28 protein-coding genes are annotated in these 25,293 nt (G+C 49.7%); 12 read left to right on the top strand and 16 right to left on the bottom strand.

The window, feature by feature from the left end:
* Window positions 1–204: 204 nt before the first annotated feature.
* Window positions 205–1,317, bottom strand: coding sequence for a zinc-binding dehydrogenase (locus tag ACN0IC_RS03525; protein WP_416877383.1), 1,113 nt, complete (start codon window positions 1,315–1,317; stop codon window positions 205–207).
* Entirely contained in the window at window positions 1,314–2,219 is a 906-nt protein-coding gene (locus tag ACN0IC_RS03520) for a pirin family protein (RefSeq protein WP_416877382.1), read from the bottom strand. Before ACN0IC_RS03520 ends, ACN0IC_RS03525 begins: the two co-directional genes overlap by 4 nt.
* A 26-nt stretch (window positions 2,220–2,245) precedes the next feature.
* Here ACN0IC_RS03520 and ACN0IC_RS03515 point away from each other — a divergent pair, with 26 nt between their 5' ends.
* Both ACN0IC_RS03515 and ACN0IC_RS03510 read left to right on the top strand, forming a co-directional pair.
* Entirely contained in the window at window positions 2,246–2,878 is a 633-nt protein-coding gene (locus ACN0IC_RS03515; RefSeq protein WP_416877381.1) for a glutathione S-transferase family protein, read from the top strand.
* Window positions 2,879–3,043: 165 nt separating this feature from the next.
* Complete coding sequence (locus ACN0IC_RS03510; RefSeq protein ID WP_416877380.1) at window positions 3,044–3,736, top strand: Coq4 family protein; 693 nt, start codon at window positions 3,044–3,046, stop codon at window positions 3,734–3,736.
* Window positions 3,737–3,785: 49 nt separating this feature from the next.
* Here the strand turns inward: ACN0IC_RS03510 and ACN0IC_RS03505 are convergent, their stop codons facing one another.
* Window positions 3,786–4,028 carry a hypothetical protein gene (locus ACN0IC_RS03505; RefSeq protein ID WP_416877379.1) on the bottom strand — a complete coding sequence of 81 codons (243 nt, stop codon included), beginning with the start codon at window positions 4,026–4,028 and terminating at the stop codon, window positions 3,786–3,788.
* Window positions 4,029–4,120: 92 nt separating this feature from the next.
* Here ACN0IC_RS03505 and ACN0IC_RS03500 point away from each other — a divergent pair, with 92 nt between their 5' ends.
* The 4 genes from ACN0IC_RS03500 to ACN0IC_RS03485 all read left to right on the top strand — a co-directional run bounded on the left by ACN0IC_RS03500 (window position 4,121) and on the right by ACN0IC_RS03485 (window position 10,566).
* Window positions 4,121–5,020 (top strand): fatty acid desaturase family protein, encoded by a 900-nt coding sequence (locus ACN0IC_RS03500; RefSeq protein WP_416877378.1) that lies wholly within the window; start codon window positions 4,121–4,123, stop codon window positions 5,018–5,020.
* A 3-nt stretch (window positions 5,021–5,023) separates the two neighbouring features.
* Window positions 5,024–6,400 (top strand): M28 family metallopeptidase, encoded by a 1,377-nt coding sequence (locus ACN0IC_RS03495; RefSeq protein WP_416877377.1) that lies wholly within the window; start codon window positions 5,024–5,026, stop codon window positions 6,398–6,400.
* A 164-nt stretch (window positions 6,401–6,564) separates the two neighbouring features.
* Window positions 6,565–9,753, top strand: a complete 3,189-nt coding sequence (locus ACN0IC_RS03490) for an amidohydrolase family protein (RefSeq protein ID WP_416877376.1) — start codon at window positions 6,565–6,567, stop codon at window positions 9,751–9,753.
* Window positions 9,754–9,873: 120 nt separating this feature from the next.
* On the top strand, window positions 9,874–10,566 hold the full coding sequence (locus tag ACN0IC_RS03485; protein WP_416877375.1) for a DUF2799 domain-containing protein: 693 nt from the start codon (window positions 9,874–9,876) through the stop codon (window positions 10,564–10,566).
* Window positions 10,567–10,579: 13 nt separating this feature from the next.
* Here ACN0IC_RS03485 and ACN0IC_RS03480 read toward each other — a convergent pair whose 3' ends face one another.
* Complete coding sequence (locus ACN0IC_RS03480; protein ID WP_416877374.1) at window positions 10,580–11,056, bottom strand: hypothetical protein; 477 nt, start codon at window positions 11,054–11,056, stop codon at window positions 10,580–10,582.
* On the bottom strand, window positions 11,037–11,435 hold the full coding sequence (locus tag ACN0IC_RS03475; RefSeq protein WP_416877373.1) for a hypothetical protein: 399 nt from the start codon (window positions 11,433–11,435) through the stop codon (window positions 11,037–11,039). The genes ACN0IC_RS03480 and ACN0IC_RS03475 overlap by 20 nt, the downstream gene beginning before the upstream one ends.
* A 125-nt stretch (window positions 11,436–11,560) precedes the next feature.
* On the opposite strand from ACN0IC_RS03475, the gene ACN0IC_RS03470 reads away from it, so the two are divergent.
* Both ACN0IC_RS03470 and ACN0IC_RS03465 read left to right on the top strand, forming a co-directional pair.
* The gene (locus ACN0IC_RS03470; protein ID WP_416877372.1) at window positions 11,561–11,899 is read left to right on the top strand and encodes a hypothetical protein; all 339 of its coding nucleotides are present in this window, start codon (window positions 11,561–11,563) and stop codon (window positions 11,897–11,899) included.
* 90 nt (window positions 11,900–11,989) lie between these two features.
* Entirely contained in the window at window positions 11,990–13,012 is a 1,023-nt protein-coding gene (locus tag ACN0IC_RS03465; RefSeq protein WP_416877371.1) for an aspartate-semialdehyde dehydrogenase, read from the top strand.
* 63 nt (window positions 13,013–13,075) lie between these two features.
* Here the strand turns inward: ACN0IC_RS03465 and ACN0IC_RS03460 are convergent, their stop codons facing one another.
* From ACN0IC_RS03460 to rpsU, 3 genes are all read right to left on the bottom strand, one after another.
* Window positions 13,076–14,635 carry a tetratricopeptide repeat protein gene (locus ACN0IC_RS03460; RefSeq protein ID WP_416877370.1) on the bottom strand — a complete coding sequence of 520 codons (1,560 nt, stop codon included), beginning with the start codon at window positions 14,633–14,635 and terminating at the stop codon, window positions 13,076–13,078.
* A gap of 132 nt (window positions 14,636–14,767) precedes the next feature.
* Window positions 14,768–15,856, bottom strand: coding sequence for a glycosyltransferase family 4 protein (locus ACN0IC_RS03455; protein WP_416877369.1), 1,089 nt, complete (start codon window positions 15,854–15,856; stop codon window positions 14,768–14,770).
* A 91-nt stretch (window positions 15,857–15,947) separates the two neighbouring features.
* Window positions 15,948–16,178, bottom strand: a complete 231-nt coding sequence (gene rpsU / locus ACN0IC_RS03450) for a 30S ribosomal protein S21 (protein WP_416877368.1) — start codon at window positions 16,176–16,178, stop codon at window positions 15,948–15,950.
* Window positions 16,179–16,358: 180 nt separating this feature from the next.
* Between rpsU and ACN0IC_RS03445 the strand changes: the two genes are divergently transcribed.
* The 3 genes from ACN0IC_RS03445 (at window position 16,359) to ACN0IC_RS03435 (ending at window position 19,011) form a co-directional block, all read left to right on the top strand.
* Window positions 16,359–17,327 (top strand): alpha/beta fold hydrolase, encoded by a 969-nt coding sequence (locus tag ACN0IC_RS03445; RefSeq protein ID WP_416877367.1) that lies wholly within the window; start codon window positions 16,359–16,361, stop codon window positions 17,325–17,327.
* A 9-nt stretch (window positions 17,328–17,336) separates the two neighbouring features.
* The gene (locus tag ACN0IC_RS03440) at window positions 17,337–18,338 is read left to right on the top strand and encodes a patatin-like phospholipase family protein (protein ID WP_416877366.1); all 1,002 of its coding nucleotides are present in this window, start codon (window positions 17,337–17,339) and stop codon (window positions 18,336–18,338) included.
* Between the two features lie 490 nt (window positions 18,339–18,828).
* On the top strand, window positions 18,829–19,011 hold the full coding sequence (locus tag ACN0IC_RS03435; protein WP_416877365.1) for a hypothetical protein: 183 nt from the start codon (window positions 18,829–18,831) through the stop codon (window positions 19,009–19,011).
* 8 nt (window positions 19,012–19,019) lie between these two features.
* On the opposite strand, the gene ACN0IC_RS03430 is transcribed toward ACN0IC_RS03435, so the two are convergent.
* A complete protein-coding gene (locus ACN0IC_RS03430; RefSeq protein ID WP_416877364.1) occupies window positions 19,020–19,706 on the bottom strand; it encodes a rhomboid family intramembrane serine protease in 687 nt (228 codons plus the stop codon).
* Window positions 19,707–19,817: 111 nt separating this feature from the next.
* On the opposite strand from ACN0IC_RS03430, the gene ACN0IC_RS03425 reads away from it, so the two are divergent.
* On the top strand, window positions 19,818–20,405 hold the full coding sequence (locus ACN0IC_RS03425; RefSeq protein WP_416877363.1) for a GYF domain-containing protein: 588 nt from the start codon (window positions 19,818–19,820) through the stop codon (window positions 20,403–20,405).
* 22 nt (window positions 20,406–20,427) lie between these two features.
* Here the strand turns inward: ACN0IC_RS03425 and ACN0IC_RS03420 are convergent, their stop codons facing one another.
* From ACN0IC_RS03420 to ACN0IC_RS03390, 7 genes are all read right to left on the bottom strand, one after another.
* On the bottom strand, window positions 20,428–20,949 hold the full coding sequence (locus ACN0IC_RS03420; protein WP_416877362.1) for a gamma carbonic anhydrase family protein: 522 nt from the start codon (window positions 20,947–20,949) through the stop codon (window positions 20,428–20,430).
* Window positions 20,949–21,161, bottom strand: a complete 213-nt coding sequence (locus ACN0IC_RS03415; protein ID WP_416877361.1) for a DUF3126 family protein — start codon at window positions 21,159–21,161, stop codon at window positions 20,949–20,951. The genes ACN0IC_RS03420 and ACN0IC_RS03415 overlap by 1 nt, the downstream gene beginning before the upstream one ends.
* A complete protein-coding gene (gene cysE / locus ACN0IC_RS03410) occupies window positions 21,158–21,973 on the bottom strand; it encodes a serine O-acetyltransferase (protein WP_416877360.1) in 816 nt (271 codons plus the stop codon). The genes ACN0IC_RS03415 and cysE overlap by 4 nt, the downstream gene beginning before the upstream one ends.
* 137 nt (window positions 21,974–22,110) lie before the next feature.
* A complete protein-coding gene (locus tag ACN0IC_RS03405) occupies window positions 22,111–22,584 on the bottom strand; it encodes a prepilin peptidase (RefSeq protein WP_416877359.1) in 474 nt (157 codons plus the stop codon).
* Between the two features lie 64 nt (window positions 22,585–22,648).
* Window positions 22,649–23,074 carry a type II secretion system protein gene (locus ACN0IC_RS03400; protein ID WP_416877358.1) on the bottom strand — a complete coding sequence of 142 codons (426 nt, stop codon included), beginning with the start codon at window positions 23,072–23,074 and terminating at the stop codon, window positions 22,649–22,651.
* A complete protein-coding gene (gene gspG / locus ACN0IC_RS03395) occupies window positions 23,075–23,524 on the bottom strand; it encodes a type II secretion system major pseudopilin GspG (protein ID WP_416877357.1) in 450 nt (149 codons plus the stop codon).
* Window positions 23,521–25,254, bottom strand: coding sequence for a GspE/PulE family protein (locus tag ACN0IC_RS03390; RefSeq protein ID WP_416877356.1), 1,734 nt, complete (start codon window positions 25,252–25,254; stop codon window positions 23,521–23,523). Before ACN0IC_RS03390 ends, gspG begins: the two co-directional genes overlap by 4 nt.
* Window positions 25,255–25,293 lie beyond the last annotated feature (39 nt).

The raw sequence follows: 25,293 nt of genomic DNA, 5'->3' as shown, positions 1-25,293 counted from the left end.
GGATAGACGTTTAGAAGAGCTATTTAGTTCCCACTTATCATTGCTAAATTTTAACCTTAACAGTTTCTATGAGGAAGCGGCTTTGATATTATATATATTTTTCAATGGAGTAAGAAGATTTTCGAAATATATAGACTTAAAAAAAAGACTGCAAAGTGGCGATCAAAGATGTACCTTGCAGTCCTGATTTTATAAAAATACGACCTATTTCTGTGGAAGGATCAGATATTTTTCTCCAGTCTTTTTCGCGTTATAGGCTTTTGCGGTTTCGGGCTTCAAGGCCTCTTCCAGAGAAATTTCATGATTATAATGGCTCGCAAAGGTCGTTGTTAACTCATCAGCCACACGTTTTCGCAAACGCGCCCCCGCCTCTTTTCCGGCCTTGGCGAGAAAATTTGGTAAGAGCCAACCGCCGACACCCCAAGCCATGCCATAGCCCCGAGTCAAGGTTGTGACGCTCATATCCAGACTGCCATAAAGATAAACCTGTTTATGATGGGTAGAGCCATAAATACTATAAGTGCCGGGCGTGCGGGCGGCGGCCATTTCCATCGCCGTCAAGATATCGGACGCTAGAGTTCCCCCTCCTGTGGCATCAAACGCCAGGGTCGCGCCGGTCTCGTCCACCGCATCAGTCAAATCCGTCATGAAGCTATCAGTGCTACTGTTAACGACATATTTTGCGCCCATATCCTTTAATAACTTCGCTTGTTCGTCCCGCCTCACTATGTTCACCACATCAACGCCATCTGCCTTGCAGATACGGTTTAACATTTGCCCTAAATTCGACGCCGCGGCCGTATGGACGAGGGCCGAATGCCCTTCCATGCGCATGGTCTCAACCATGCTAAGCGCCGTTAACGGATTCACAAAGCTCGAAGCGCCCTGTTTGGCTGTATTGCCAGGGTTTAGTGGTAGAGCCATGGCCGCTTTTACGCAGCGATATTGCGTGTACATGCCGCCGCCCATCACGGCGACGGTCTTGCCAATCAGGGATTGAGCATAATCACTATCCCCGGCCGCCACGACCTCTCCGGCGCCTTCATTTCCAACGGGAAGCGCCTGTCCTAAACGGCCTTTCATACGGCCCATAGCTTGTTCCGGAATTGGCGCGATCAATTTGCCGTCTTTTGTTTCAGATGCAGTCACATCCGCCGCGCCAAACATCACGCCGTGGTCAGATGGGTTGATAGGCGTCGCGTCGACACGAACAACAATCTCATCACTTTCTGGCTTAGGCATGTCCTTCTCGACAAGCTCCATTGTGAGCTTCGCATCTTCGGTAATGGTTGAAAGCATTTGCTTATAGGTCGTCATAGATTTGTCTCTCTCGGTTTATGGGGGTTGGTTTCATCTGGAAGCGGGATGAATTCTTCGCTGTCACCAGGCACGGTATCATACCGTCCTGACTTCCAATCTTGCTTCGCCTGTTCGATGCGTTCTCTTCGAGAGGAGACAAAGTTCCAATCGATATAGCGATTACCCAGGGGAGAACCGCCGATGATGGCTAAACGGACGTCCGATTCAGCGGTGATTTTATTCGCACCGGGGTTCAGGACACTCATTGTAAATAATGGGCTTTCTTCTCCGTTAATTTTGGCATCTCCTTTCACAACATAGACGCCAATTTCGTCCGCCTTCGGAATTTCTAATTCTGCACCTGCGGGCATTTCCGCTTCCACATATAGTATTGGGGAAAAGGTTTTTACCGGTGAGGTCACGCCATACGCTTCGCCCATCATCACGCGAATTTTAACATTATCTATTTGAACCTCTGGAATATCTTTCGCCGGCGTATGGTAAAAAGCGGGCTCTATTTCCTCGTCCTGTTCAGGCAAAGCATGCCAGAGTTGAAGTCCGTGAAGTCGATAGCCTTGTTCTCTTAATTCTTTGCGAGTGCGTTCAGAATGCGTAATGCCGCGGCCCGCCACCATCAGGTTAATTGCGCCGGGGTGTATCAGAGTATCGCTCCCCAAACTGTCGCGGTGATGAATTTCGCCCTCAAACAAATATGACACTGTCGCAAGTCCAATATGGGGATGCGGGCGTACATTGATGCCGTCACCTGGAGAAAACTCCGCCGGGCCAAAATGATCAAAAAAGACCCAAGGGCCAATCGACTTCGTTCCGACCTGAGGAACAGACCGCCGAACTGAAAACCCGCCCAAATCTTTCTCGTGGGGAGAAATTGATTTGAGGATTGAACGAGTCACTGCCATAAAAGCCTAAAGACAAAGGAAAAGATATGCTGACATTGTATGATTGTTCAACTGCGCCAAGTCCACGCCGAACGCGCATTTTTCTCGCAGAGAAAGGCATCAAATATGAATGCTTGCAAGTTGATCTGGCCAAAGGCGAGCAGATGAAAGACGAATTTGCGGCAATTAATCCTCGCCGCACGGTTCCCGTCCTCGTCACGGAAGACGGAAAATCGCTATCGGAAAACCTCGCTATTGCCTATTATGTTGATCAGCTCCATCCGGAGCCGCCATTGATGGGAACGGATCCATTCTCCCGAGCCAATGTGTTGGAATGGAATGCACGGGTTGAGTTTGAAGGGCTCCATGCCATTGCTGAAATCCTACGAAACACGTCTCCACATATGAAAAACCGCGCCATGACTGGCAGACAAAACATCCCCCAAATTCAGGAATTGGCGGAGCGCGGGCGTATGAGAATTGAAACCTTCTGGGAGGATTTGGATAACCGATTGCAGCAAACGCCATTTGTGGCGGGTGATAATTTCACTCTCGCGGATATAACGGCCTTGGTCTGTGTCGATTTTGCCCGTTGGGTGAAGGCATCTCCTGCTGAAAACCTTAAAGCCTTACACAGCTGGCATAACAAAGTCTCGAAGCGCCCTTCCGCTCAGGCTTAATGATAAAGCTAAACCAACTGGATAGGAATAAGGACTATGCAATAAGAAAGCTTGCATTTTGCGTCTCTTATTGATAAATTTGTTAATATGAAAAACCTATCGCTCAAAAATCGATTTAAATACCGTATGAAACCCATAAAGGCGTTTCGGCATTTTCGAAATCTAATGGCGAATAAGGAAGACACAACTCAGGTTTTTCACATTATCAAGGCGTTGAACGGGGCGCGTCCTTTCAAAGTGTTTGAAAGGTTTTTAGAAACGCCCGAAGGACAAGCTCGTTTTCAAGAAAGGCGCTACCTTCCCCCTCTACTCGACAATCATGAAGACCTGGCAAAACTCCCTGAAAACACAGTGGGACGCGCCTATCTTCATTTCATGCAAAGTCAGGGGCTGACGGCTCAGGGCTTGGTGGATGAATACGCTAAATTTGAATCCTCAAATAAATTTGAGGCGTCCGAAGACTTTATGTGGTTCGCAAACCGTCTGCGCGACACTCATGATTTACTTCATGTGTTTACCGGATATAGCCGCGACGCTTTGGGCGAAGCCTGCGTTCTAGGATTTACCTATTCACAGGATAAAAATATTGGCGCCCGTTTCATTGCTTACATGGCCGGACTTGAAATCAAAAAATCCGTCCCGAAAGGCGCGCCCGTTTTTGCGGCTATCAAACAGGGCGAAGCCCTTGGCAAAGCCGCAGTCAAAATCTACACACAAGACATCATGGCTTTGATGGAAGAAGATTTGGAGGCTGCCCGCAAGCGTCTGAACGTGGGTACGCCGACGCGTTATTTTGAAGTCCACGACGCGCTTAGATCAAATAATATTGACCCTTACGCTCTCATTGCGGCGGCTTAAGCCTTAGAAATCTGAGGATTAAGAAACTGGAACTTCGTTGAATTTAACCTCATCGCCAAACATTAACAAACGCGCCTTGATAATTGAAATATAAGCGCTTTGCAATTTTAATTGTCCCGAATCGACGGCCTTTCGCACACCCAATGAGCATGACCTTGGGGCTCTGGCCATGCTTGCCCAATTCCTCGTAAAGCGCTTTCTGCTCGACATAGTCTCCCGCGCGAAATTGTTGATACCCCTCAATAAGACGGGCCTTCCAATCAGTTTGAGTAGGGGTATTATCTTTCGTCATGTGTCCTTTTTGTAAAAAAGACGTCTAAAAGCAAGCGTTTGAATGGCGGCCGTGCAATTGACTTAACGCCGCAATCGCGCAAAAATAAACTTATGGGAGCTACCTCACCAATTTTGTCGAAAGACATTGTCCGGCCTATCGCAAAACGTTCGGACTTGTGGGGCGCTTGGCTGACATTTCATGTTTGGGCCGTTTGTATAGGCGCCGGAGCCATGTTTGTGTTGTTACCAAACCCATTGACTTTCTTGTTGTCTTTTTTGCTTATCGGCTCGCGGCAGCACGGAATGGCTATCCTTATGCACGATGCGGCGCACGGCGTCTTATTCAAAACCAAATCGCTCAATGAATTTGTCGGAACCTGGCTTTTGGCGGCGCCTTATGGCGGAAACATGCAGGCCTATCGTCATTACCATTTGAAACATCACAAGCATACACAGACAGAGCTGGATCCCGACCTGCCGCTCTCGGCCAAATTTCCCACGACTAAGGCAAGCCTCAAGCGGAAACTTATCCGTGACCTGACAGGCCAGACATTCTGGCGTTTACGGCTGGCAAGCCTAAAGGGCGTAGAGCTGGAAGGCTCGGATGCTTTTGCCAAAAGCTCGCGAACACCGATTATAGTGACAAACATAGTTCTTTTTGCCGCCTTGGCGGCGTTAGGCATCTGGTGGGCGTATTTTGCGCTTTGGCTTTTTCCGCTCATGACCTGGTTCATGGCCGTGTTGAGAATTCGCAATATTGCAGAACACGCCATGACCGCGACGGACGGAAATCCGTTTCGTTACGCCCGAACGACGAAAGCCTCGCTTCCGGCCCGAATTTTCCTCGCTCCATATTGGGTGAATTACCATCTCGAGCATCATGCTTATATGTATGTGCCGTGCTACCGCCTTCCAAGGCTTCACAAGGCCATGCGGAACGCTGGATATCTGCCGAAAATGGAATATGAAACCTCTTATACAAACGTACTCAAACTCGCTTCTACGGGATAATCTATGACAGTTTTGAAACCTCTTTTTCTGGGCGCCTCCGCCCTGATGTTTACCTTGCCTTCCCAGGCATATGCTCAAAGTCAGGACGCGCCCCCGAGTGAGGTTCAGAAGATTTACGATATTGCTGTTGCTCCATCCCCGGAACGCATTCGTTCGGATATCCAAACGCTCGTCGATTTCGGGACGCGCCATACTTTATCCGAGACAGAAAGCGACACACGCGGCATAGGCGCAGCCCGGCGCTGGATTTTTAACGAGTTCGAGAAAATCTCCGCTGAGTGCGGTGGCTGTCTCGAAGTGATGTATGTTTCAGACACGATCGAAGGCGAAACCCGCATCCCGGAGCCAACAGAAGTCGTCAGCGTGCTGGCTATTCAAAAAGGCAGTATCGACCCGAACCGTTATGTCATGATGAGCGGCGATATTGATAGCCGCGTTACAGACCCTCTAGACGGCACGTCTGATAGCCCCGGCGCCAATGACAATGCCTCCGGTATGGCCGGTACAATTGAAGCGGCGCGCGTTCTTTCAAAACATAAATTTGCAGGCTCCATCATTTATGCCGGACTATCCGGAGAGGAGCAGGGACTGTTTGGCGGCAAGATCGTTGCGCAGCATGCACTTGATCAGGGCTGGGATATCAAAGGCGTTCTCAATAACGATATGATCTCTAACATTACAGGCGTTGACGGCGTCACCGATAACTCCACAGCCCGCGTTTTCTCCGAAGGCACACGCGCCAATGAAACCGAGGAAGAGGCCCGCACACGCCGGTTTACAGGCGGCGAAGTCGATAGCCCGTCCAGAAATCTCGCGCGCTATGTGAAGGCTCAAGCCGACCAGTATATGACGAACCTGAATGTTATGATGATCTACCGCTTGGACCGTTTTGGGCGCGGCGGCCATCACCGCCCCTTCAATATGGTTGGAATTCCCGGCGTTCGCATTATGGAAACCCATGAACATTATGACCGCCAGCATCAGGATCTCCGTACGGAAGATGGTATTATCTATGGTGATACAATGGAGGGCGTTGACGAAACCTATGCCGCGAAACTCACCGCGCTAAACGCTGTCACAATGGCCGGAATGGCGGGCGCTCCGCCCTTTCCCGCCAATGTCGAAGCCTCCGGCGCGGTCGAGCCTTCTGCAATGCTCAAGTGGGAAACACCTGCCAACGCGTCGAACCTGGCCGGATATCGCGTACATTGGCGTCTCACAACAGAACCGGAATGGACACATTCGCGCTTTGTCGGAAAGGTAAATGAATGGACTTTCGAAAACCTCGTTATCGACAATTACTTTTTCGGCGTTAGCGCGGTCGCCAAAGACGGTAGTGAAACGCCTGTTGTCTTTCCGGGTGCCGCCGGACGGTTTTAACCCCGCCAAATTTAATTTTGCCTCTCTGCGCGTTACCCTCAAAACAAGGGTTCGCGCGGGAAGATAGAAATATTTTCGGTTTATTATTCCCTTACGAGACGAAAAGGTATGATTTTTCGTCTCAAATATCGTTAGTTACAATCCAATTCAGATAAAGGCCCCCTATGTCATTCAAAACATCCCTCCTGGTTTCAATTGCAACTCTGTCTCTGTCCTCATTTGCCTATGCACAGTCCGATGACACCGACAAGAAAGAGGACGAGGCGAAATGGGATGTTACCAACCCTCCGGGACCGAAAAAATCCATCGACATTGACGTGACGGAAGGCACCTGGATGAGCCTGGATGTCTCCCCTGACGGCCAAACAATCGCTTTTGATCTGCTGGGCGATATTTACACCATGCCTGTCACAGGCGGCAAAGCCACAAATATCGCCTCCGGCATGGCGTGGGAGATGCAGCCCCGCTTCTCTCCGGATGGACAGCGCCTGGCCTTTATCTCTGACCGTGAGGGCGGCGACAATATTTGGACGATGGATGTGGACGGCTCTGACATGGAACAGGTGACGGATGAAAGCTTTCGTTTGCTCAACAATCCCACTTGGCATCCAAATGGGAACTTCATTGCGGGCCGAAAGCATTATACGACATCACGCTCGCTCGGCGTCGGCGAAATCTGGCTCTATAGCACGCAGGGCGGCTCCGGCGTTCAACTCGTCGAGCGTCCTTCCGAAACTCACCAGAAGGAACTGGGAGAGCCCATGTTCACGCCGGACGGCAAAGGCATTTATTACAGCCAGAACGTGACCCCCGGCCCGATCTTCGAATATGCTCAGAATTCTCACACTGAACTTTTCCAAATTAAAAAATATGACATGGAGACGGGCGAAATATCCGTCGCCGCTGGCGGCTATGGCGGCGCGGTGCGCCCCACACCTTCACCGGATGGAAAACATTTGGCCTTCGTCAAACGCGTTAATGCCGAAACCCGTCTTTTTGTAAAAGATCTGGAGAGCGGCGAAGAACGCGAAATTTTTGATCATCTGGACCGCGACATGCAGGAAACCTGGGCGGTACATGGCGTTTATCCGAATATGGATTGGAGCCCGGATTCCAAAGCGCTCTATTTCTGGGCACGCGGCCAAATTCACAAACTTCTCGTCGAGACTGGCGATATCGAACATATCGATTTCAGCGTGAAAGACACACGCGAAATTCGGACAGCGCCGCGTCCGAAAGTTGATGTCGCGCCCGACACTTTCACAACACATATGCCGCGTTTCGTTCAGGTCTCTCCGGATGGTCGCACCGTTATATTTGAAAGCTTGGGAAAGCTTTACAGAAAACCGGCGTCTGGCGGAAAGGAACAGCGCCTGACAAACCTTCCGGCTGACCTGAAAGAGCTTCACCCCCGTTTCTCCCGTGACGGAAGCAAAATCGTCTTTGCAACATGGGATGATGCGGATCTCGGCGCCATTCATTCAATAGATTTAACGTCAGGCGAAATCACCACCCACACGGACAAGCCCGGCCACTATGCGAACCCGGCTCTGTCACCCGGCGGCGATTACCTGACTTTTGAGAAAAAGGGCGGCGGCAATCTGACAGCTCCGGAATGGTCAGAAGCTGAAGGCATTTACGTTCAGGACATCGAGAATGGCGACGCCGTCAGAGTCTCAAAGTCCGGTTCCATGCCGCATTTCGGCGCAGATGATCTTCGTCTCTTTATGACGAGAAATGAAGACGGGAAAAATGCTTTGGTCAGCGTAAATCTGCTCGGCCATGACGCTCGAACCCATACGAGCTCTGAAATGGCACAAAGCTATCAGGTTTCCTTCGACGGCCAGACTGTGGCTTTCCGCGAGAACTATAACCTTTACACTATGCCTATCCTGTCCGGTCCGCAAAATGTCGGCGGCGGGATAAGCGCGACCGCCCTGCCCGTGACCAAACTGAGCCAGAACGGCGCCACCTATCCGAGCTGGACAAATTCCGGCAAGGTTTTCTGGTCCGTTGGCCCGACTCTTTATTCAGCTGACCCATCTGCAGACGAGCAGCCGGAAACACCTAAATCCGTGACGGCTTTATCCCGAAAAATCAATAAGGATATTCCTGATGGCATGGTGGCTCTCACCGGGGCCAAAATTATCACCATGTCCGACGAAGACGGCGGAATTATTGAAAACGGCACCATCTTGATTGACGGTGATCGCATCAAGGCCATCGGAGCCGATATCACTGTTCCGGACGGCACAGTTTCCGTGGATTTGGAGGGGAAAACTATAGTTCCCGGGTTCATTGACGCCCACGCTCATGGTCCGCAAGGCGTAGGCGATCTAGTGCCTCAGCAGAATTGGGAAACCGTCGCCACGCTGGCTTTGGGCGTTACCACAATATTTGACCCATCCAGCAGCGCCAACACGATCTTCCCGGCCGCAGAACTTCAAAGAGCCGGGCAATTACTGGCTCCGCGGATTTTCTCAACCGGAGAAGTCATTTATGGTGCCAAAGCCCCGGGCTTTTTTGCCAATATCGAGTCCGAAGAAGATGCGCTCGAGCATGTGACCCGTTTGAAAAAGCAAGGTGCGCACGGCGTTAAAAACTATAATCAGCCTCGACGGGAACAACGGCAGCAAGTTGTCGATGCCGCACGCGAGAATGATATGATAGTCGTTGCCGAGGGCGGCTCTCTTTTCCATATGGACATGGCTCTGGTTCAGGACGGGAATACGTCGCTCGAACATAACCTGCCTCAAGAGTTTCTGTATGATGATGTCATCCAGATGTTTAGTCAGACCAATGTGGCTTATATACCTACGCTTGTGGTCACATATGGCGGCCCGAGTGGAGAACGCTTCTTCTATCAGGAAGGAGATGTCTCCGAACATCCAATTCTGTCTGAACATGTACCGCCCGCTACTTTGCGAGCGCGTGCCAAACGTGTCGTCACGGCGCCTGTTGAAGATTATTCAGACGCCCCGTCAGCTGCCACGTCGAAACAGCTCGCCGATGCCGGTGTCTTGGTCGGAATTGGCGCGCACGGCCAACGCGAAGGTCTTGCTGCCCACTGGGAAATGTGGAGCTTTGCCCGGGGCGGAATGAGCCCGCTACAAGCGCTCTCAACCGCTACCACTATGCCGGCCGAACATCTCGGCTTTGACGACGATATTGGGTCTCTGGAAACCGGCAAGCTCGCAGATCTTGTTATTTTGGAAAACGATCCACTCGAAGATATTCGAAACACGGATGGGATCGAGCACGTCATGATTGGCGGACGTCTCTATGAGGCCAACACCATGAACGAAGTCGTGACGGGCGATAAAAAGCGTTTGCCGTATTGGTGGGAGAAATAATAACCCGTCCCACCGTTTCACCCGTGGTGGAATGATAAGCATAAATGAACATAGTTTGAACGGGCCGCACATTGCCCGTTCAACCTTCCTCCTTTAAATGTTTTAAAAATGGAGGGTACAATGAAAGCATTACTTATCGCATCCTGTCTGGCGGCAACCACCTTGGCGCTGTCGTCCTGCGCCACAATCTCCGAAGATGAATGCCTTGCAGGCGGATGGGAAGACATCGGCTTTCGTGACGGCGAAAACGGGAAGTCACAGGCCCGTCTTGCCGATTATAATTCCACCTGCTCCAAATATGCCGTGAAACCGGACCGGACCGCTTATTTGCGAGGGTATGATCAGGGGCTGAAGCTTTATTGCGATTATGACAGAGGTTTCAGCCAAGGCTCAAATGGCCATAGTGTTCAAGCTATATGTCAGGCCTTCCCCGACAGTGATTATTTTGTGGGCTATGATCAAGGCCTTTCCGGATATTGTAGTTTTGAGACCGGATATGATCATGGCCTGTCAAATCACTCCGAGGCAGAGCTCTGCCGGACAGTCCCTGATAAAGGCTATTTTACAGGCTATGAAGAAGGTCAAATCACTTACGCTCTGTATGAAGAACGTGATCAGATGGTGGATCGATATATTCGGCGCGAAGAGGCCCTTATCGGCACGCGGAACAATATGAAAAAGGAAAATATTTCAGACGGAGAGCTTCGTCGCTTGCGTAAAAAAGAAAAGCGGATCGAAGAAGAACTGGAAGAGATGAAAATCAATATCCGCGTCTTTGAACGTCTTAACACTCTCTCAGAGGCTGATATTTAAGCTCTACAGTAAACTAACTTATGGCGGCCTCGCATTGCGGGGTCTCGCCCTCTATGACTGACCTGGCCGTCCAGTAATCCCACTCCAACTCATCGGGGCGTTCAGCGAACTGGTCGCTATAGTAATAATAGCAATTTTCAACTTTATAAACTCGAAAGCAGCCGCCCGCCAACATATCGTCCTCATATATAAAGCAAAGAGAGCCCTCATTGACCAACCAGATGCCGCGGCTCTCCAGATTCTTTTCCTTATAGAGTGTGCGCCCGTCTTCGAAATGCTTCTCAATATAATTGTTTCGGGCTTCGCCTACCGCGTTAAAATTATACGCGCCTTCATGCGTGCGTCCCTTAAACTCAGCTTTGATTTCCTCTCCGCTCAGACGCAAGGCGTGCGGACGGATATCCGTTGTCTGGCTTTGTGAGGTTGCCGGGATTGGGCTGAATAAAAATATGAGGATAACAAATCCGAAGCTAAGACATAGGCGGTTCACAACTTGGCTCCTCCCCTTTTATCACGCTTACGGCCGTAAATCCCGGAGAATAGTTTCCACCGACCGTTTCCTGATAGTGATAAATACAATTTCCGCGGCGATAAAAGGAAAAACAGGCCGGGAGAAGGTCCTCTGACTCATAATCATAACAGATCTGCTCCCGCTTTTGCGTCCAAACCCCTTTATCCAGACGGTCCCCCATGCGGTGACGAACCTCGCCGCTTTCTGACGTCCATTCTTCGAAATGAACGCCTTCGAAGTCTTTGATCTGGAAATTGTAACTGCCGCGGTGGGTCTGACCGGAAAAGCTCTCCCGAACTTCGGCTTCACTCATCGGCGCATCGGAACCTGGCTCGGGCAGATAAACTTCTTGCGCCATTGCAATATTAGGTAGGGCCCCTGAGATTGTTAAAGAGGATAAATACAAGAAGGCTACAAATAACGACCTGCGCATGAACTCAGGCTTAGCATAGGATTCGCCCAAATCCATGTTAAGGTACAGTTATGACAGAGACGCCTCCTGACCAGAATAATACATCTCAGAACGAACCGAGGCAAAGACGCCTCTCGCGCTATCAAAAGGCGCAAATGCGTCGTCGGGCCCAAGCCAGAGGCGATCAACGTTTCTATGCTGGCATATTCGCGATTGCAGGATTTACCGCTCTACTCGCCATACTGCTCGGCGCTATTGCCATTAACGGCGCGCCTATTGGTGGCGGGGCGGGCATGGCTGAATGGGTAGAAGACTGGTTCTGGGGCATTTCCAAATTAGAGGCCGCCGGATTGGCTCTCGTCGCATTTATTGCGCTGGCTGTTTACTTACGGATGCGTAAGCGCGGATAAGACTTGCCCCAAAGGGACGCTTCCCCTAGAGACCACCCGTTTGTTTCAAGATTGCTTTCAAATTTGAGAGCCCTCAACAGGAGAATAGCCATGGGTTATCGCATCGCCGTCGTCGGAGCCACAGGAAATGTAGGTACCGAAATGCTCGCCATTCTGTCTGAAAGTGATCTTGATATTGAAAAAGTCTACGCCGTAGCCTCTCGTCGATCAGTGGGCCGCGAGGTGACTTATGGCGACGGATATATAAAATGCGTTGATCTCGAAACTTTTGATTTCAAAAAAGTCGATATGGCTTTGATGAGCGCGGGCGGCGATATTTCCAAGAAATGGTCTCCAAAGATCGCGGCGGCCGGCGCCGTTGTAATCGACAACTCCAGCGCATGGCGTATGGACCCGGATGTCCCGCTGGTTGTACCAGAGGTGAACGCTGACGCCGTGGACGGATATAAAAAGAAAATGATTATCGCCAACCCGAATTGCTCGACAATTCAGATGGTTGTTGCTCTCAAACCGCTGCATGACCGCGCAAAAATAAAACGCGTCGTGGTTTCGACTTATCAATCCGTATCCGGCGGCGGCAAAAAGAATATGGATGAGCTTTGGCTACAGACCAAAGGCATCTATTCCAACGATCAGTTTGAACCAGTGAACTTCACAAAACAGATCGCCTTTAACGTCATCCCGCATATCGACGTCTTTATGGACGGCGGCGACACCAAGGAAGAATGGAAGATGAAGGCCGAGACCAAGAAAATTCTTGATCCGAAAGTCAAAGTGACGGCGACCTGTGTCCGTGTCCCGACTTTTGTGGGACATGCGGAGTCGCTCAATATCGAATTTGAGGACGAAATCACGGCGGACGAAGCGCGCGAACTTCTGCGTACCAGCCCCGGCATGATGGTCTTCGATAAACAGGAAGACGGCGGCTATATCACGCCTGTTGAATGTGTCGGCGAATACGCCACTTTCGTCTCCCGCATCCGAGAGGACAGCACACAGGACAACACCCTGAACATGTGGGTTGTCTCTGACAACCTCCGCAAAGGCGCTGCGCTGAATACGGTGCAAATCGCGGAGTTACTCGCGAATAGGCAGTTGCCTCGGAATGAATAGAGCTCTGTTCAATTAGAATTATTAAAGGGCAGGTTTCCCCTGCCCTTATTTTTTACCCTTGAGTTAGTTAAGACCGCACTTCGCACTAAAGTTGGACATCATATCTTCGACTTGGTTCGCCAAATAGTTTTTGTCTTTATCTGGATCTGTATTTACTTGCTGCCGCGCCGTCGCAAAATAATCACACGCCTCATCGGTATCACCAGACTTCATAAGAATATTGGCAAGGTCGAGACTTCCCTTCACATCATTGGCATCCCAATACAGCGCTTCATATGTCAGGGCCGCATTCCGGGCTTCGGGCGTGACAGGAAAGTCCGAGGACCCATAAGCTGAAACCATATGAACGACAGCATTATAGTCTTCATCTGACTTCTCGAGCGTACGTTCAAAATAATCTATAGCTTTCGTCATATCCGCATTCATCGTGTAAATACGAGGATCTGTGTCCTCCAGCTTTTCAAATTCTTTGTCGTGAGATTTATGGAAGTAAGCGTCCCCCGCCATTCGGAGCGTTTCAACACTCTCTGGCGCTTTTGAAAGAGCAAATAGAGCGTAAGTCTCAGCTTGATCGTAATCCTTCATATTTATGAAATATGGAATATAGGCCGCTAGGGTTTGTGCTGTTTGCTCCTCCTTCTTTTCGTAGGAGTTCAGCCGTTTGATATAGGATTTCAAATTATCCTCGCCCAAAAATGCCCGCTGGCCAAGGGCCATTTGGAGATCTAATTCGGCCTCACTGATACGTTCAATTTTCATAGGAATTTCCAAGAAATCTGCTTTGGGCTGGAATTGCTGGACTTTAAACTTATTATCATACCAGTATTCTTTGGCCGCTTCATGAAACGCCTCAGGACTTACGCCGAAGCCGTTTTCGAAGGCTTCTAGTGGTTCCTCCCCAACATTAACTCTGTTGAGATAATCACCAAAGCGACTGGACAGTTCTCTGTTTGAATGAAGGTAATGAACGTAAAGCCAGCTTTGGGCGTAAAACTGGTTCATCAAGAACCCTCTCTTACTGCCTTTGTCGGCAAAGGGATAAACGCGTATGGCGCCAACAACATCTTCGACATCGACCCATTCAGCTCGCCGTCCCATTAAAGTTTGGGCATGTTTAGCAGCGGCGCGGCCGATCTGGATCGTGCCGTCTTCCATATGGAAAGTCGAAAGGTAGTTCGCGAAGCCTTCGTCATACCACCGCGGATAGGCCGTTTTCATATATCCATGGAGAATATGGTGGCTATATTCGTGTAAGGACACTTGGTTATTAAAGCTGTCCTGACGCAGCGCTCCGCGAAGAGGTGTAATAAGAAGCGGTCCATCATAACCGCTTGTATAAACGCCAGCGACACCTCTCATGCCCGCAAAACTCTGTACATCCGAAGCTCTATCAAAAGCATAAATAGACAGTTTTTTCTCATCAGGAGCGGTGTCCACACCCGCCAGAGTCATGATGATTTTCCTGTAAATCTCCATTTTCTCAACAATGAGTTTTGCGGTTTTAGGAGGGGCGTCGCCATAAAACACAATATTATCAGATTCAATTTTGATCGGGTCCGCCAGAGCTGGTGTGACGCTGAGAGCCAAAATAGAGGAGAGAATTACACTGATTTTCTTATACAATTTTTCTACCTTTCGTTACTTTTTCTATTTCAGATTTTATTCTTAAGAGGTCAAGGGAAGATATAATTTTCTCGTCATATAGGTCGGCAGCAATATCATTTTACTAATACAGGTAATTCATCCTCACCTACTTCATTTTAGCAACTCTTTTAGCCGTTTCACGAATACAGCGCCGGCGGTCTCAAAAGCCTCGACACTGAATGCGCGGCTGACATCGCTAAACGCGGCGCCTTGCATCGTTTCTGTTTTTTCCGGTGTAAGAAGCATGGTTTTGAGCGCGCGCGCGAGACAGGCCGGATCACCCGGTTCGCAGTGCCACCCTGAAATCGTATCTTGAACGGTCAGTTCCATTTGTCCCGTCCGGCTACAGAGAACGGGCAGGCTCGCCTGCATGGCTTCATGAGCCGCTATACCCAAGCCTTCACAGCGGCTGGGTTGAATATAGGCATGATGCTCCGCCAAAAAGGCATGAGGGTTTGTGATATGCCCCATGAAATTAAGTTCGGTGATATTGGCAGTTTTCGCTTTGAGCTTAAGCGCAGACTCTTGTTTGCCAGCGCCCGCAATATTGATCTGGAAGGCCTGTTTCGGAAGTTCATTCGCATTCTTGAGTAGCGACAAAGCGTCAATGAGAACGTCATACCCCTTATTTGGATGCAAACGGCCGAGACTCGCAATTTTAAAGATCTCCCCTGACTTCCACGCCGAAGCCTGCGGCGCCAGTGGATTAACGGAAAAGAGGGGCCATATCAGAACATTCTCAGGGTCTAAGCCGAACCGCTTCACTGTAAGTGCTTTGACACGCTCTGAGTCTGTGACCCAAAAAGCAGACAGAGATTTCGTCAGTGACAAGAGAGTTTGGTTTATAGGTTTTAAAAAGGCATTATGTTGCCAGCTGACAACGGGAATGCCGAGTTTCTTACCCAGAATTTGACCGATAATAGTTGCCTGGGTCAATGATGTCCAAATGATATCCGGACGATACTCCTTCAACCGCTTTTGAAACCAAAGAGCCGCTTTGAAATGCTGCTTTTTTTTGCCGTCAAAACACTGCCAGTCTATGCCCGCCGCCTCCAGGGCCGGAATGGCCATACCGTTTCGACGAGATAGCGCGAAGAGTTTTATCTCAACGCCGTTTTCTCTGAGAACTTGGAAAACTGCCGGAATGGGAAATTGAGCCCCGCCCGCTTCTAGGGAGTTAATGACGTAAGCAATTTTCACGGCCCGGCCTCGTGGTTATATTTTCAATAAATCCACATTAAAAAAGCCGCTCTATGAGAACGGCTTTGATAGTCATAATGACGAAATCAGTTTAACGACGTCGTTTTTTTGAGGGCAGCAAGCCTTCGATTTGAGCACGTTTACGCGCCAGTTTCCGGGCGCGACGAACGGCTTCTGCCTGTTCGCGGACGCGTTTTTCGGATGGCTTTTCATAATGCTTACGCGCTTTCATTTCACGAAGGATACCTTCGTTCTGAAGCTTTTTCTTTAACGCGCGGAGGGCTTGGTCCACATTGTTTTGACGGACGTAGATTTCAACCATATCAGGTCAACTCATTTCTGGTTTAAAAGTGAAAAGCCCCGCCGCGAGTGCGAGGCCCGTATAAATTTCGTGTTACTTAACGGTCTGACGCCCGCATTTCAAGCGAATTTCTCAGAGGTTTCTAACGAAAACGCCGGAAAAAGGGTCGTTTTTGCCCAAAAATTAGGTCAATGTGCGGATATGGACTTTTCTAACCCGCATTTTCTGACGTCCGACGGATACCGTATCGCTACTTATTCAGATGGACCGGAAGACGGGCCCATTTTGATTCTGATACATGGATGGCCGGAACTTGCCTATAGCTGGAAAACGACCGTTCCGCCTCTCGTAAAAGCCGGATACCGCGTTATTGCTTATGATTTGCGCGGATTTGGGCTGTCTGATGCCCCGCGCGGCGTAGAGCATTATGCGATTGAACAAATGGTGGCGGATTTGGAAACCGTTATTAACGCTCAAGGCTCCTCTAAGGTCACGCTGATAGGCCATGATTGGGGCGGTATCATTTTATGGCACGCGGCCCGAATGATATCTGAGCGTATCAAACGGCTCGTTTCGATTTGTACGCCTCATGTAAAACACGCGCCTGTTGACCCTCTGAAAATCTTTCGCAAACGATTTGGCGAGGAGCATTATTTTCTTAGGTTCAATGAAAACCCAGACGAGGTTGAAGCCCTGTTCAGCCGTAACCCCGACGCTTTTTTCCGCCTGATGTTTCGAACAACTCCTTCGGGTAAAACAATGGATAAAAAATTCACTTATATCCCGAAAAGCTTTTCTGAGTTTTTGAAAAAAGGCGCCCCGTCTCTGCCCGGCGCTGTCATGTCTGATAAAGACCGCGCGGTCTACGCCAAGGCTTATGAAAAAAATGGCTTTCATGGCGGCATGTCGCTTTACCGAAACACAACCCATAACTGGAATCTGGCAAAAGGTTTATCAGAAAAGATTGTCCAGCCCGCCCTGATGTTAAGCCCTGAAGATGATCTGCTTTTGCCGCCCAGCTCTACAGACCATATGCCCGCGATTATTCCCGATTTAACGCGGCAGACTATTCCGAATTGCGGACACTGGGCCATGTGGGACAATCCCGACGCTATCAATAACGCCATAATTGACTGGTTGGGTCTTGCTCCGACAGACGGCCAGACTTAGGGCTATTCTATGCGATTGGACACCTCACCTTCTGATGTAAGACATCGCCCTCCTCTCGGCTTGGCTCTGGGCGGCGGCGTTGCCCGCGGTTGGGCACATATCGGCGCCATTCGCGCCCTTATCGAGGCTGGAATAAAACCTGACATCATAGCCGGCACATCCATTGGCGCCGTTGTCGGAGCGGCTTATCTGGCCGGTAATCTGGACACGCTCGAAGATTGGGCGCTCTCTCTAAACCGCCGTAAAATGATGGGCTATATGGACCTTCGTTGGGGAGGCTCCGGACTAATGCGCGGTGAAAGACTGGCGCGCGTCCTGCGGCACTATTTCGGCGATATGAAAATAGAAGAGCTGGACCGTAAATATGCAACAGTGTGCTGCGATTTGCGAACAGGCTATGAGGTCTGGTTGCAAAAGGGCCCGATAGTTCCGGCCATTCGCGCCTCCTACGCCCTCCCAGGGGCATTTGAGCCTGTCAAAGTCGATGAACGGTTTATGATTGACGGCGCATTGGTCAATCCCGTTCCGGTCTCTACCTGCCGGGCCCTGGGTGCGCATATGGTCATCGCCGTAAGCCTGAATGGAGACGCTTTCGGCCCCATTGGCACCAGTCATGAACTCCAATTTGATGACGAAGAAACGGACGATGTCGACCCCTTTGAACTGGCCTCCCAGTCTTTGAATAAATTGCGTCCTGACAGGCTTTTGCTGAAATCCATGCTCGGCAATGTCGAGCCGGGGAAAAGCCCTAAAATCGGATCGGTCATGATGGGAACTCTGAACATTGTGATGGATCGGCTCTCACGCTCGCGCCTGTCGGGCGACCCGCCCGATGTCTTTATTGCGCCGCGGATCGGCCATATCGGCATGATGGAATTTACCCGGGCGGCAGAACTTATCGAACGAGGTTACCGCGCGATGCAACATGAGATCCCTCTTATCACGTCAGTTATGGAAGTGCTTGGACAAATGCCTTCCGCGGCCGCTCCACAAGATCAGAACAGAGAATAACTCAACCATTGGCGGGAATGGAACAGAATTAATACATCGGAAAGGAGAAGCTTTTTGACTTTATGAGTATCTTAGTTAGCACCTAAACATGAACGCTGACGAAAGAATCAAAGTTGCGAACGATAATAGTTCAAAACCCCAGGCTTTATCCGGGCATTCTTTTGTCAAAAAGCGAGCTGCTGGAGGGCATCGCAGAGCTTCCTTTCATGAGCTCGCATCCCCCACCTTGCTCTCCCAGCAAAACAGGTCTCAAAAACAAATCTCTAATTTTTCTGTTGTAGACTCAATCAACACAGAAAATTCCTATAAATCTGAAACCTTCAGGACCTGCTTCAAATTTATCGCTCTCTCAGGGTTGTTAATTTCTCTCTTTGCCTTGGTGTTTGCCTTTTATGCTTTTTCGCCTCTAATTCTGGGGTCTGCCTTTTCTGTTGTGGTCTTTAGCACGCTTATATTGTGTTTAACCGACCAGAATTGGCGCGTGCAGGAAATGACCGCCCTCACCCTTTGGCTAACACTCAGCCTTATCGGTCTTCTGGCGTTTCAGACTCTGGGAACCTCCGTTTTCCTGGCCGGCAGCGCAGGGTTCTCAATTGCTTATTTGAGTAAGACGCGCCTGCCAGCGATCAGCGGAGCTTTATCCGTTTTAATTTTTGTTGGCAGCGGGATATAAATTCAAGCTTACAGTCCTAACCCTGTACTTCTCGCTTTCACCAGGGGCGCAGCCAGGATCATACCGCCCAGAAACCCGCCAAGATGAGCCGCCCAAGCCAGAGACAATCCGATATAGGGGCCTATCAAAACCATTATGAGGTTTATGGCCGCCCATCCGAAGCCGAACTTTATCATCTGGTCTTTTCCGCCGATCGCCCACCCGGCGACCGCTAATAATGCTGACGCGCCCCCGGATGCGCCCACTGCGGCCGGGGCATTTATGCCAAGCGGCGCGCTGATAACGAACCAGTATAGCCATTGAGCCAATCCCCCCGTAATGATCCCAAAAAAGAATATAGTTAGAAAAGAAAAATTGGCGGAGCGGCTACGCCCCCTCGAAATCGCTTTTAGCCTTGCGCCTTTAATCGTCGCGACGCCCAGCACGGCAATCATGCCGGCATTCATCAAAACATGGGTGAAGGACCCGTGTGTTGCGCCGTGTCCTAAAAGCGAAAAGATTTGTTCAGCTGAAGAGGTTCCCTGAAAGCCAAGCGGGCGTAATATGACCAAAGGTGCGGCTAAGCGCCAAAGCATGGGCAGGAATTGCAGAGCAAAATACAAAGCTATCAACGCGCCAGCGATATAAGCGGGGAGCGCTTCCGTGAAATTGAAAAATGGTTCTTTTGATCTTTTGATATTGGAATTTTGCGTCACGCTTAAGATTTTTCCTTTTTTCGGCCCAGCCTAAAACTCGACAAATATTTCTTCTCCTAGAGATATAAGTTTCATTTGGCGAAATGATAGAATCGGATTCATAAAAGCGGGATGACTTATCCGCCCAACATTGTTCACAATTCATCCCAGGCGATGAATCTCTATTCAGAGGATACTGACCCCAAGACGGAATATTTTGTGAAAGTTGACAATACGATTTATGGCCCTTTCACTTCGGAGCTTATGGAACAATTTGTGGAGGAGAGTCGGGTTGGACCGCAAACCTTGATATCGGACGAAGCTTATGGGGCTTATCATCCCGCTTCAGAAACGCATGAATTTAAGACATGGGAGCAATCGGTCAAAGCGAAACGCTTTTCCGGCCAGCCTCTGCCAACAGTCTATCTTATCATTGCGGATATACAGCCTTTCAAGAAACGAGAGTTTCTCATTATTTTGAAACAAATGGGACGATTTCAGCAAATTTCACAGACGGCTTGGGTGCTATCAACGGCAACCGACATTAGGTTCGTGCGGGAGTCTTTGAGCCGCAATTTGTCAGAGGAGGATAGCTTGTTCATCCATGACAGCTTCTCCAATAGCGCGGGTTGGTTCAATCTTGGAGAAGGCGTCGGCGAAGCCGTGACCTCTATTTGGAAAGAAACGTCCCAGACCCGCAAAGATATCAAAACGGCCTAACCATAGGAAATCATTGTAAATCTCAAACGGGCTTCAACCCATTTTTGAATTTCTGCGCATTTTTGACGTAATAATCCGCGCTTGCTTTCAACATTGCCTCTTGAGCCTGCGGGACTTGTTTTACAATTTTTCCAGGCGAGCCCATCACAACCGAATTATCGGGGATCACTTTGCCCTCCGTGATTAAGGCATGCGCGCCAATCAGACAGTTTTTCCCGATTTTCGCTCCATTTAAAACCGTTGCTCCAATACCGATGAGAGAATTATCATCAATTGTGCAGCCATGCAGCATAGCCTGATGGCCGACAGTTACGTCGTCGCCGATCGTCAAAGGAGACCCGGGATCGGAGTGAAGTACAGCATTGTCCTGAATATTGCTCCCGGCGCCAATCTTTATGGGTTCATTGTCCCCGCGAATGACCGTTCCAAACCAGACGGAGCTTCCGGCTTCCATAATGACATTACCGACAACAGTCGCGGAGTCAGCAACCCAGACATCATCGGCGAGTTGAGGCTTTATATCATCTAGCGAATAAACGCTCATTAGCTTTCCAGATCCTGCTGCAAGATTGAAATATTCAAATCATAGGATATGTCATCTTTGTCTTCGTCATCGATATAAAGAAGGCCAAGAATTTCCTGATCCAGATAAACTTCCACACTGTCAGATACTTTGCGGGGTTTAATCGTAATTTTTTCTGTCCCCAGACGCTTGCATAGGTAGTTTCGGACAGACGTAATTTGTTCGGGTGTCATTTTTCATCTCCAAGAGTTTGATCCATTGTTTGGGCCGGATTGCCGCAACAAGGGCCGCCCACAGGTTTGGCAGGAACCCCCGCCACAGTGCAGTTATCTTCTACGGCTTTCAAAACGACCGATCCAGCCGCAATTTTAGCGCCGTCACCGATACGAATATTGCCCAAAATACTGGCATTTGCACCAACCAGAACGCGGTCTCCCACTTTCGGGTGACGATCTTCATCCGATTTGCCCGTTCCGCCGAGAGTTACCCCTTGGAGTATAGAACAATCATTTCCGATCCGCGCAGTCTCGCCCATAACAAAGCCGGTGGCGTGATCAAGCATTATCCCGTGCCCAATGACAGCTGCCGGATTAATATCCACACCGAACATTTCGGAACTCCGGTTTTGCAGATGATACGCCAGAAGATCCCGGCCCGAAATATAGAGCGCGTGCGCAAAGCGGTGCGTCTGGATGGCCATATAGCCTTTGAAATACAGAAAACATTGCAAATAAGAATGACAGGCCGGGTCACGTTCTTTAACCGCGATCAAATCCTTGGCCGCATAATCGATAAGTGTAGAGTCAGTCGTAATCGCTTCTGACAAGACCTGTCTGAGTTTGAGAGTCGAAAAGTCAGCCGTCGAGAGTTTTTCAGATAAATGATTGACCATAGCACCGTCGAGACTGGCCTGATCCAATATGGTGGCGTGTAGAAAGGACGAAAGAGCCGTTTCCTTAACGGCATAGGTCGCGGCTTCCTGTTTCATCAGGCTCCAGACGCATTGATCCGCATTTGTCTCAGAGGCCAGGTTAAGATTTGCCATGACAGGCTCCTTTCGGTTCAGAGCAGAGATAGGGGGGCCGGAGCCAAAAGCCAAATAAATAATCCGTTGGCTTTGGGTTTGCGCTGGCTTATTTCGTTTGAAAATCTGCACATTGGCGCAGTTTTACGGAGTTAAATTCACCCCAACGCCCCCGAAAAGAAATTTCGATACGTCCAGACCGACATGATACTCAGCGCGAGAAATGGGCCAAAGGCCATACGGGGCTCTGCCTTTCGGCCTCCGGCAGAGGCCTTAGCCATGAGGGCTAAGTGACCAATAATGGCCGTCAAACTGGCAATGAGGATTATCTGAGGGATGAAAGCGAGGCCGCACCAAGCGCCGCCGGCCGCCAGTAATTTGGCGTCCCCTCTTCCAAGTCCGTCTTTCTTTCTGACGCGCTTGAAAATAACTTCGACGAGGAAGAAGAATATATACCCAAAGGCAAGCCCCAATAAGCTTTCCAATATGCGCATATCGAGAAAATGCGCCTGAACGATACCAATTATCGCTAAGGGAAGAGTTATTACATTGGGAAGTCGAAAGGTTTTAATGTCGACATAAGCGAGCCAGACCAAGGAGACAAATAAAAGAGCCGCGAAAATATAAATCATCTAAAACTCTTAAAATTCAAAATGCACAGGCCGTTTTAACAAGGCATACAAAACAATGGGTTGTCTAGGATATTATCCGCCTTCTCTCGCAATGCGGCGGCGTCAGTTCGTAGGCGATACGACGGCCATTCTTATCCTCTAAAGTGACCTGACCGCCAAAGCACATTCCCGTCGATGAAATCCTTATCGGATCGCCTTCAGAGATCCACCCCTCAGGGAGGTCCAATGTTCTAACATTAAGCTGCTCCTGCTCAGTCCAATTTTGCGGCGCGGAGACGGTCATTTCAATAATACGGGGTTGTTGATTCACATTAGCGTCAATTTTCCAAAATGTGACATCCGCTAATACGGATTCTGAGGTATTCACAAAATAGGCCGATTCAATATTTTGGGCCGCTCTTTGCCCGACGATAGACAGAATAAGGCCCATAATGGCCAAGACGACCACAACTTCTAATAAAGAAAAACCGGCATTTTTTGCTTTGTCCATTTAGGACTCTATGTCTGCATTGATACCGCTGCCGCCCGTCTCACTATCAGCGCCTAAAGAGATGACAACCGGACTGATAACCTGTCCATTATTCCCGACAGAAGGACCGACATAGATGAAATCGGCGTTCCAGGGGTCGAGCGGCACTTCGTCTTCGAGATATGGGCCATACCAGTTATTCTCAAAGCCCTGGGGCGCTTCGACGAGTGCGGCAAGACCCTGCTCTTCCGTAGGATATTGACCCACATCAAGTTTGTAGGAATCGAGCGCGAGACGTATATTTTTGGCTTGGGATTTCGCCGCAACGACTTTAGATTTGTCCACATTTCCCAGGAGCCGCGGAGCGACCAAGCCAATTAACGTGCCGATAATGGCCAAAACCACCAATATTTCCAAAAGAGAATATCCGGCTTCGTTTCCGGCCTCTTCCAGATGCTTATTCTGCTTCATGTTTCTTCCTCTATAATCAGTCCGTCCGGGGATTCCTGTCCGCAGATACGATAAACTTCATCAAGCGTTGTCAGACCGTTTCGGGCTTTGATGATACCATCTTCCATTAGGGTCATAAAGCCTTGTTCGCGGGCCGCTTTCACAAGCCTCGGAAGGCTTTCATTTTTCATAATGGCTTCGGAAATCTTTTGATTGACCTTGGCCGCTTCAAAAATAGCAATTCGGCCAAGATACCCTGTGTTCGAGCATAATTCGCAGCCCACGGGCGCCCGCCAGGCAGACTTATTCTTTAGCGCGCCTTTGGGAATGGCGCCGGATTTTACCATATTCCAAACCGCGTCTTCACCCTCTTCGGATTTTATGGGGACGCTGCAACTCGTACAGAGTTTTCGTAAAAGGCGCTGCGCCGCAAAACCTCTCACCGCAGAGGCGATCATGTAAGGCTCCAATCCGATATCGACCAAACGGGCAACCGCAGCGAGAGCAGAATTTGTATGCAGGGTGGAGAGCACCAAATGCCCTGTTAGAGCCGCCTGAGCCGCGATGGAGGCCGTCTCGCCGTCACGTATCTCGCCGACCATGATAACATCCGGATCCTGCCGCAAAATAGAGCGCAATCCCTTGGCAAATGTGTAGCCAATATTGGCGTTGGTCTGAATTTGAACGACACCGTCCATGTCATATTCGACCGGGTCTTCAATCGTGATAATTTTACGCAGGCCGTCATTTAAGCCCTGAAGACTACGGTAAAGCGTCGTCGATTTACCTGACCCGGTTGGGCCTGTCACAAGGATGATACCGTTGGAATGTCCCAGCAATTCGCGCATAATCGTTCTGGAATGACCATCCAGACCCAGGCTTTCCAAATCCGGAAGCTCATTTTCTTTGCGCAAAAGACGCATGACCATGCTCTCGCCCCAAGATCCCGGAAGGGACGAGACACGCAGGTCAATTTCTTCGCCGGCAAACCGCACGGACTGACGCCCATCCTGCGGCAAGCGCCGCTCGGCAATGTCCATGCCGGATAAGAGCTTGATACGGCTGACGACAGCGTCGAACTGGCCGCGGCTTTCGGTCTGGCGCGTATGCAGCACCCCATCAATTCGATAGCGAATCTGAAATCTATGCTCGAAAGGCTCGATATGAATATCCGAAGCGTTTTCTTTGAGCGCCATAGAGAAGATTCGGTTTACAAAATCGATAACGGGCGCTTCTTCCGCCATTTCCTTTAATCGCTGCGTATCATCATCCGAAACGCCCATCATCTCGTCATTTTCATCCGTCTGCACGAGATAGGTAATGGCCGTGTCGACCGTATGATTTGACGCGATGAAGCATAAAAGATCGAGGTTCTTTTCCCCGCAGCGCGTTTCAATCGCCTCTCTTATCTCATTATTGGTTATGTCCTGTGCGATCAGATAGACGGGGCCGTCTTCCACATATTGCCAAACGGCGCAGCGCCGCGTTTTAGCCCAATTGGCTTTCAATCTAAGGGCCGTCAAAGCGCGCTGGTAGCTTTCCGTCTCGAACGGCACCTCTTCAAAGCTCAGAGTTTCCAGACCGAGCTGGTCGGATTGGGCCTGAAGCAAATCCTCTTCGGAGACAGCGCCCAAACGCAAAAGAGCCTGACCGACAAGCCCGCCTACGTCCTCATTCAGGATACGGGCCTGCCGGAGGTCTTTTTCCGTGACGAGACCGCGTTCCTTCAAAATGTCTGAAATCATTTTCATCTGGAGATCAATCAAATCGCTTTCGTTTAGAATAATCCC

Source organism: Litorimonas sp. (assembly GCA_029936425.1).
In the GTDB taxonomy this organism is placed as follows: domain Bacteria; phylum Pseudomonadota; class Alphaproteobacteria; order Caulobacterales; family Maricaulaceae; genus Litorimonas.
Note: the sequence above shows the minus strand (reverse complement) of the source record. Positions and strands in the feature narration are given on the sequence as shown.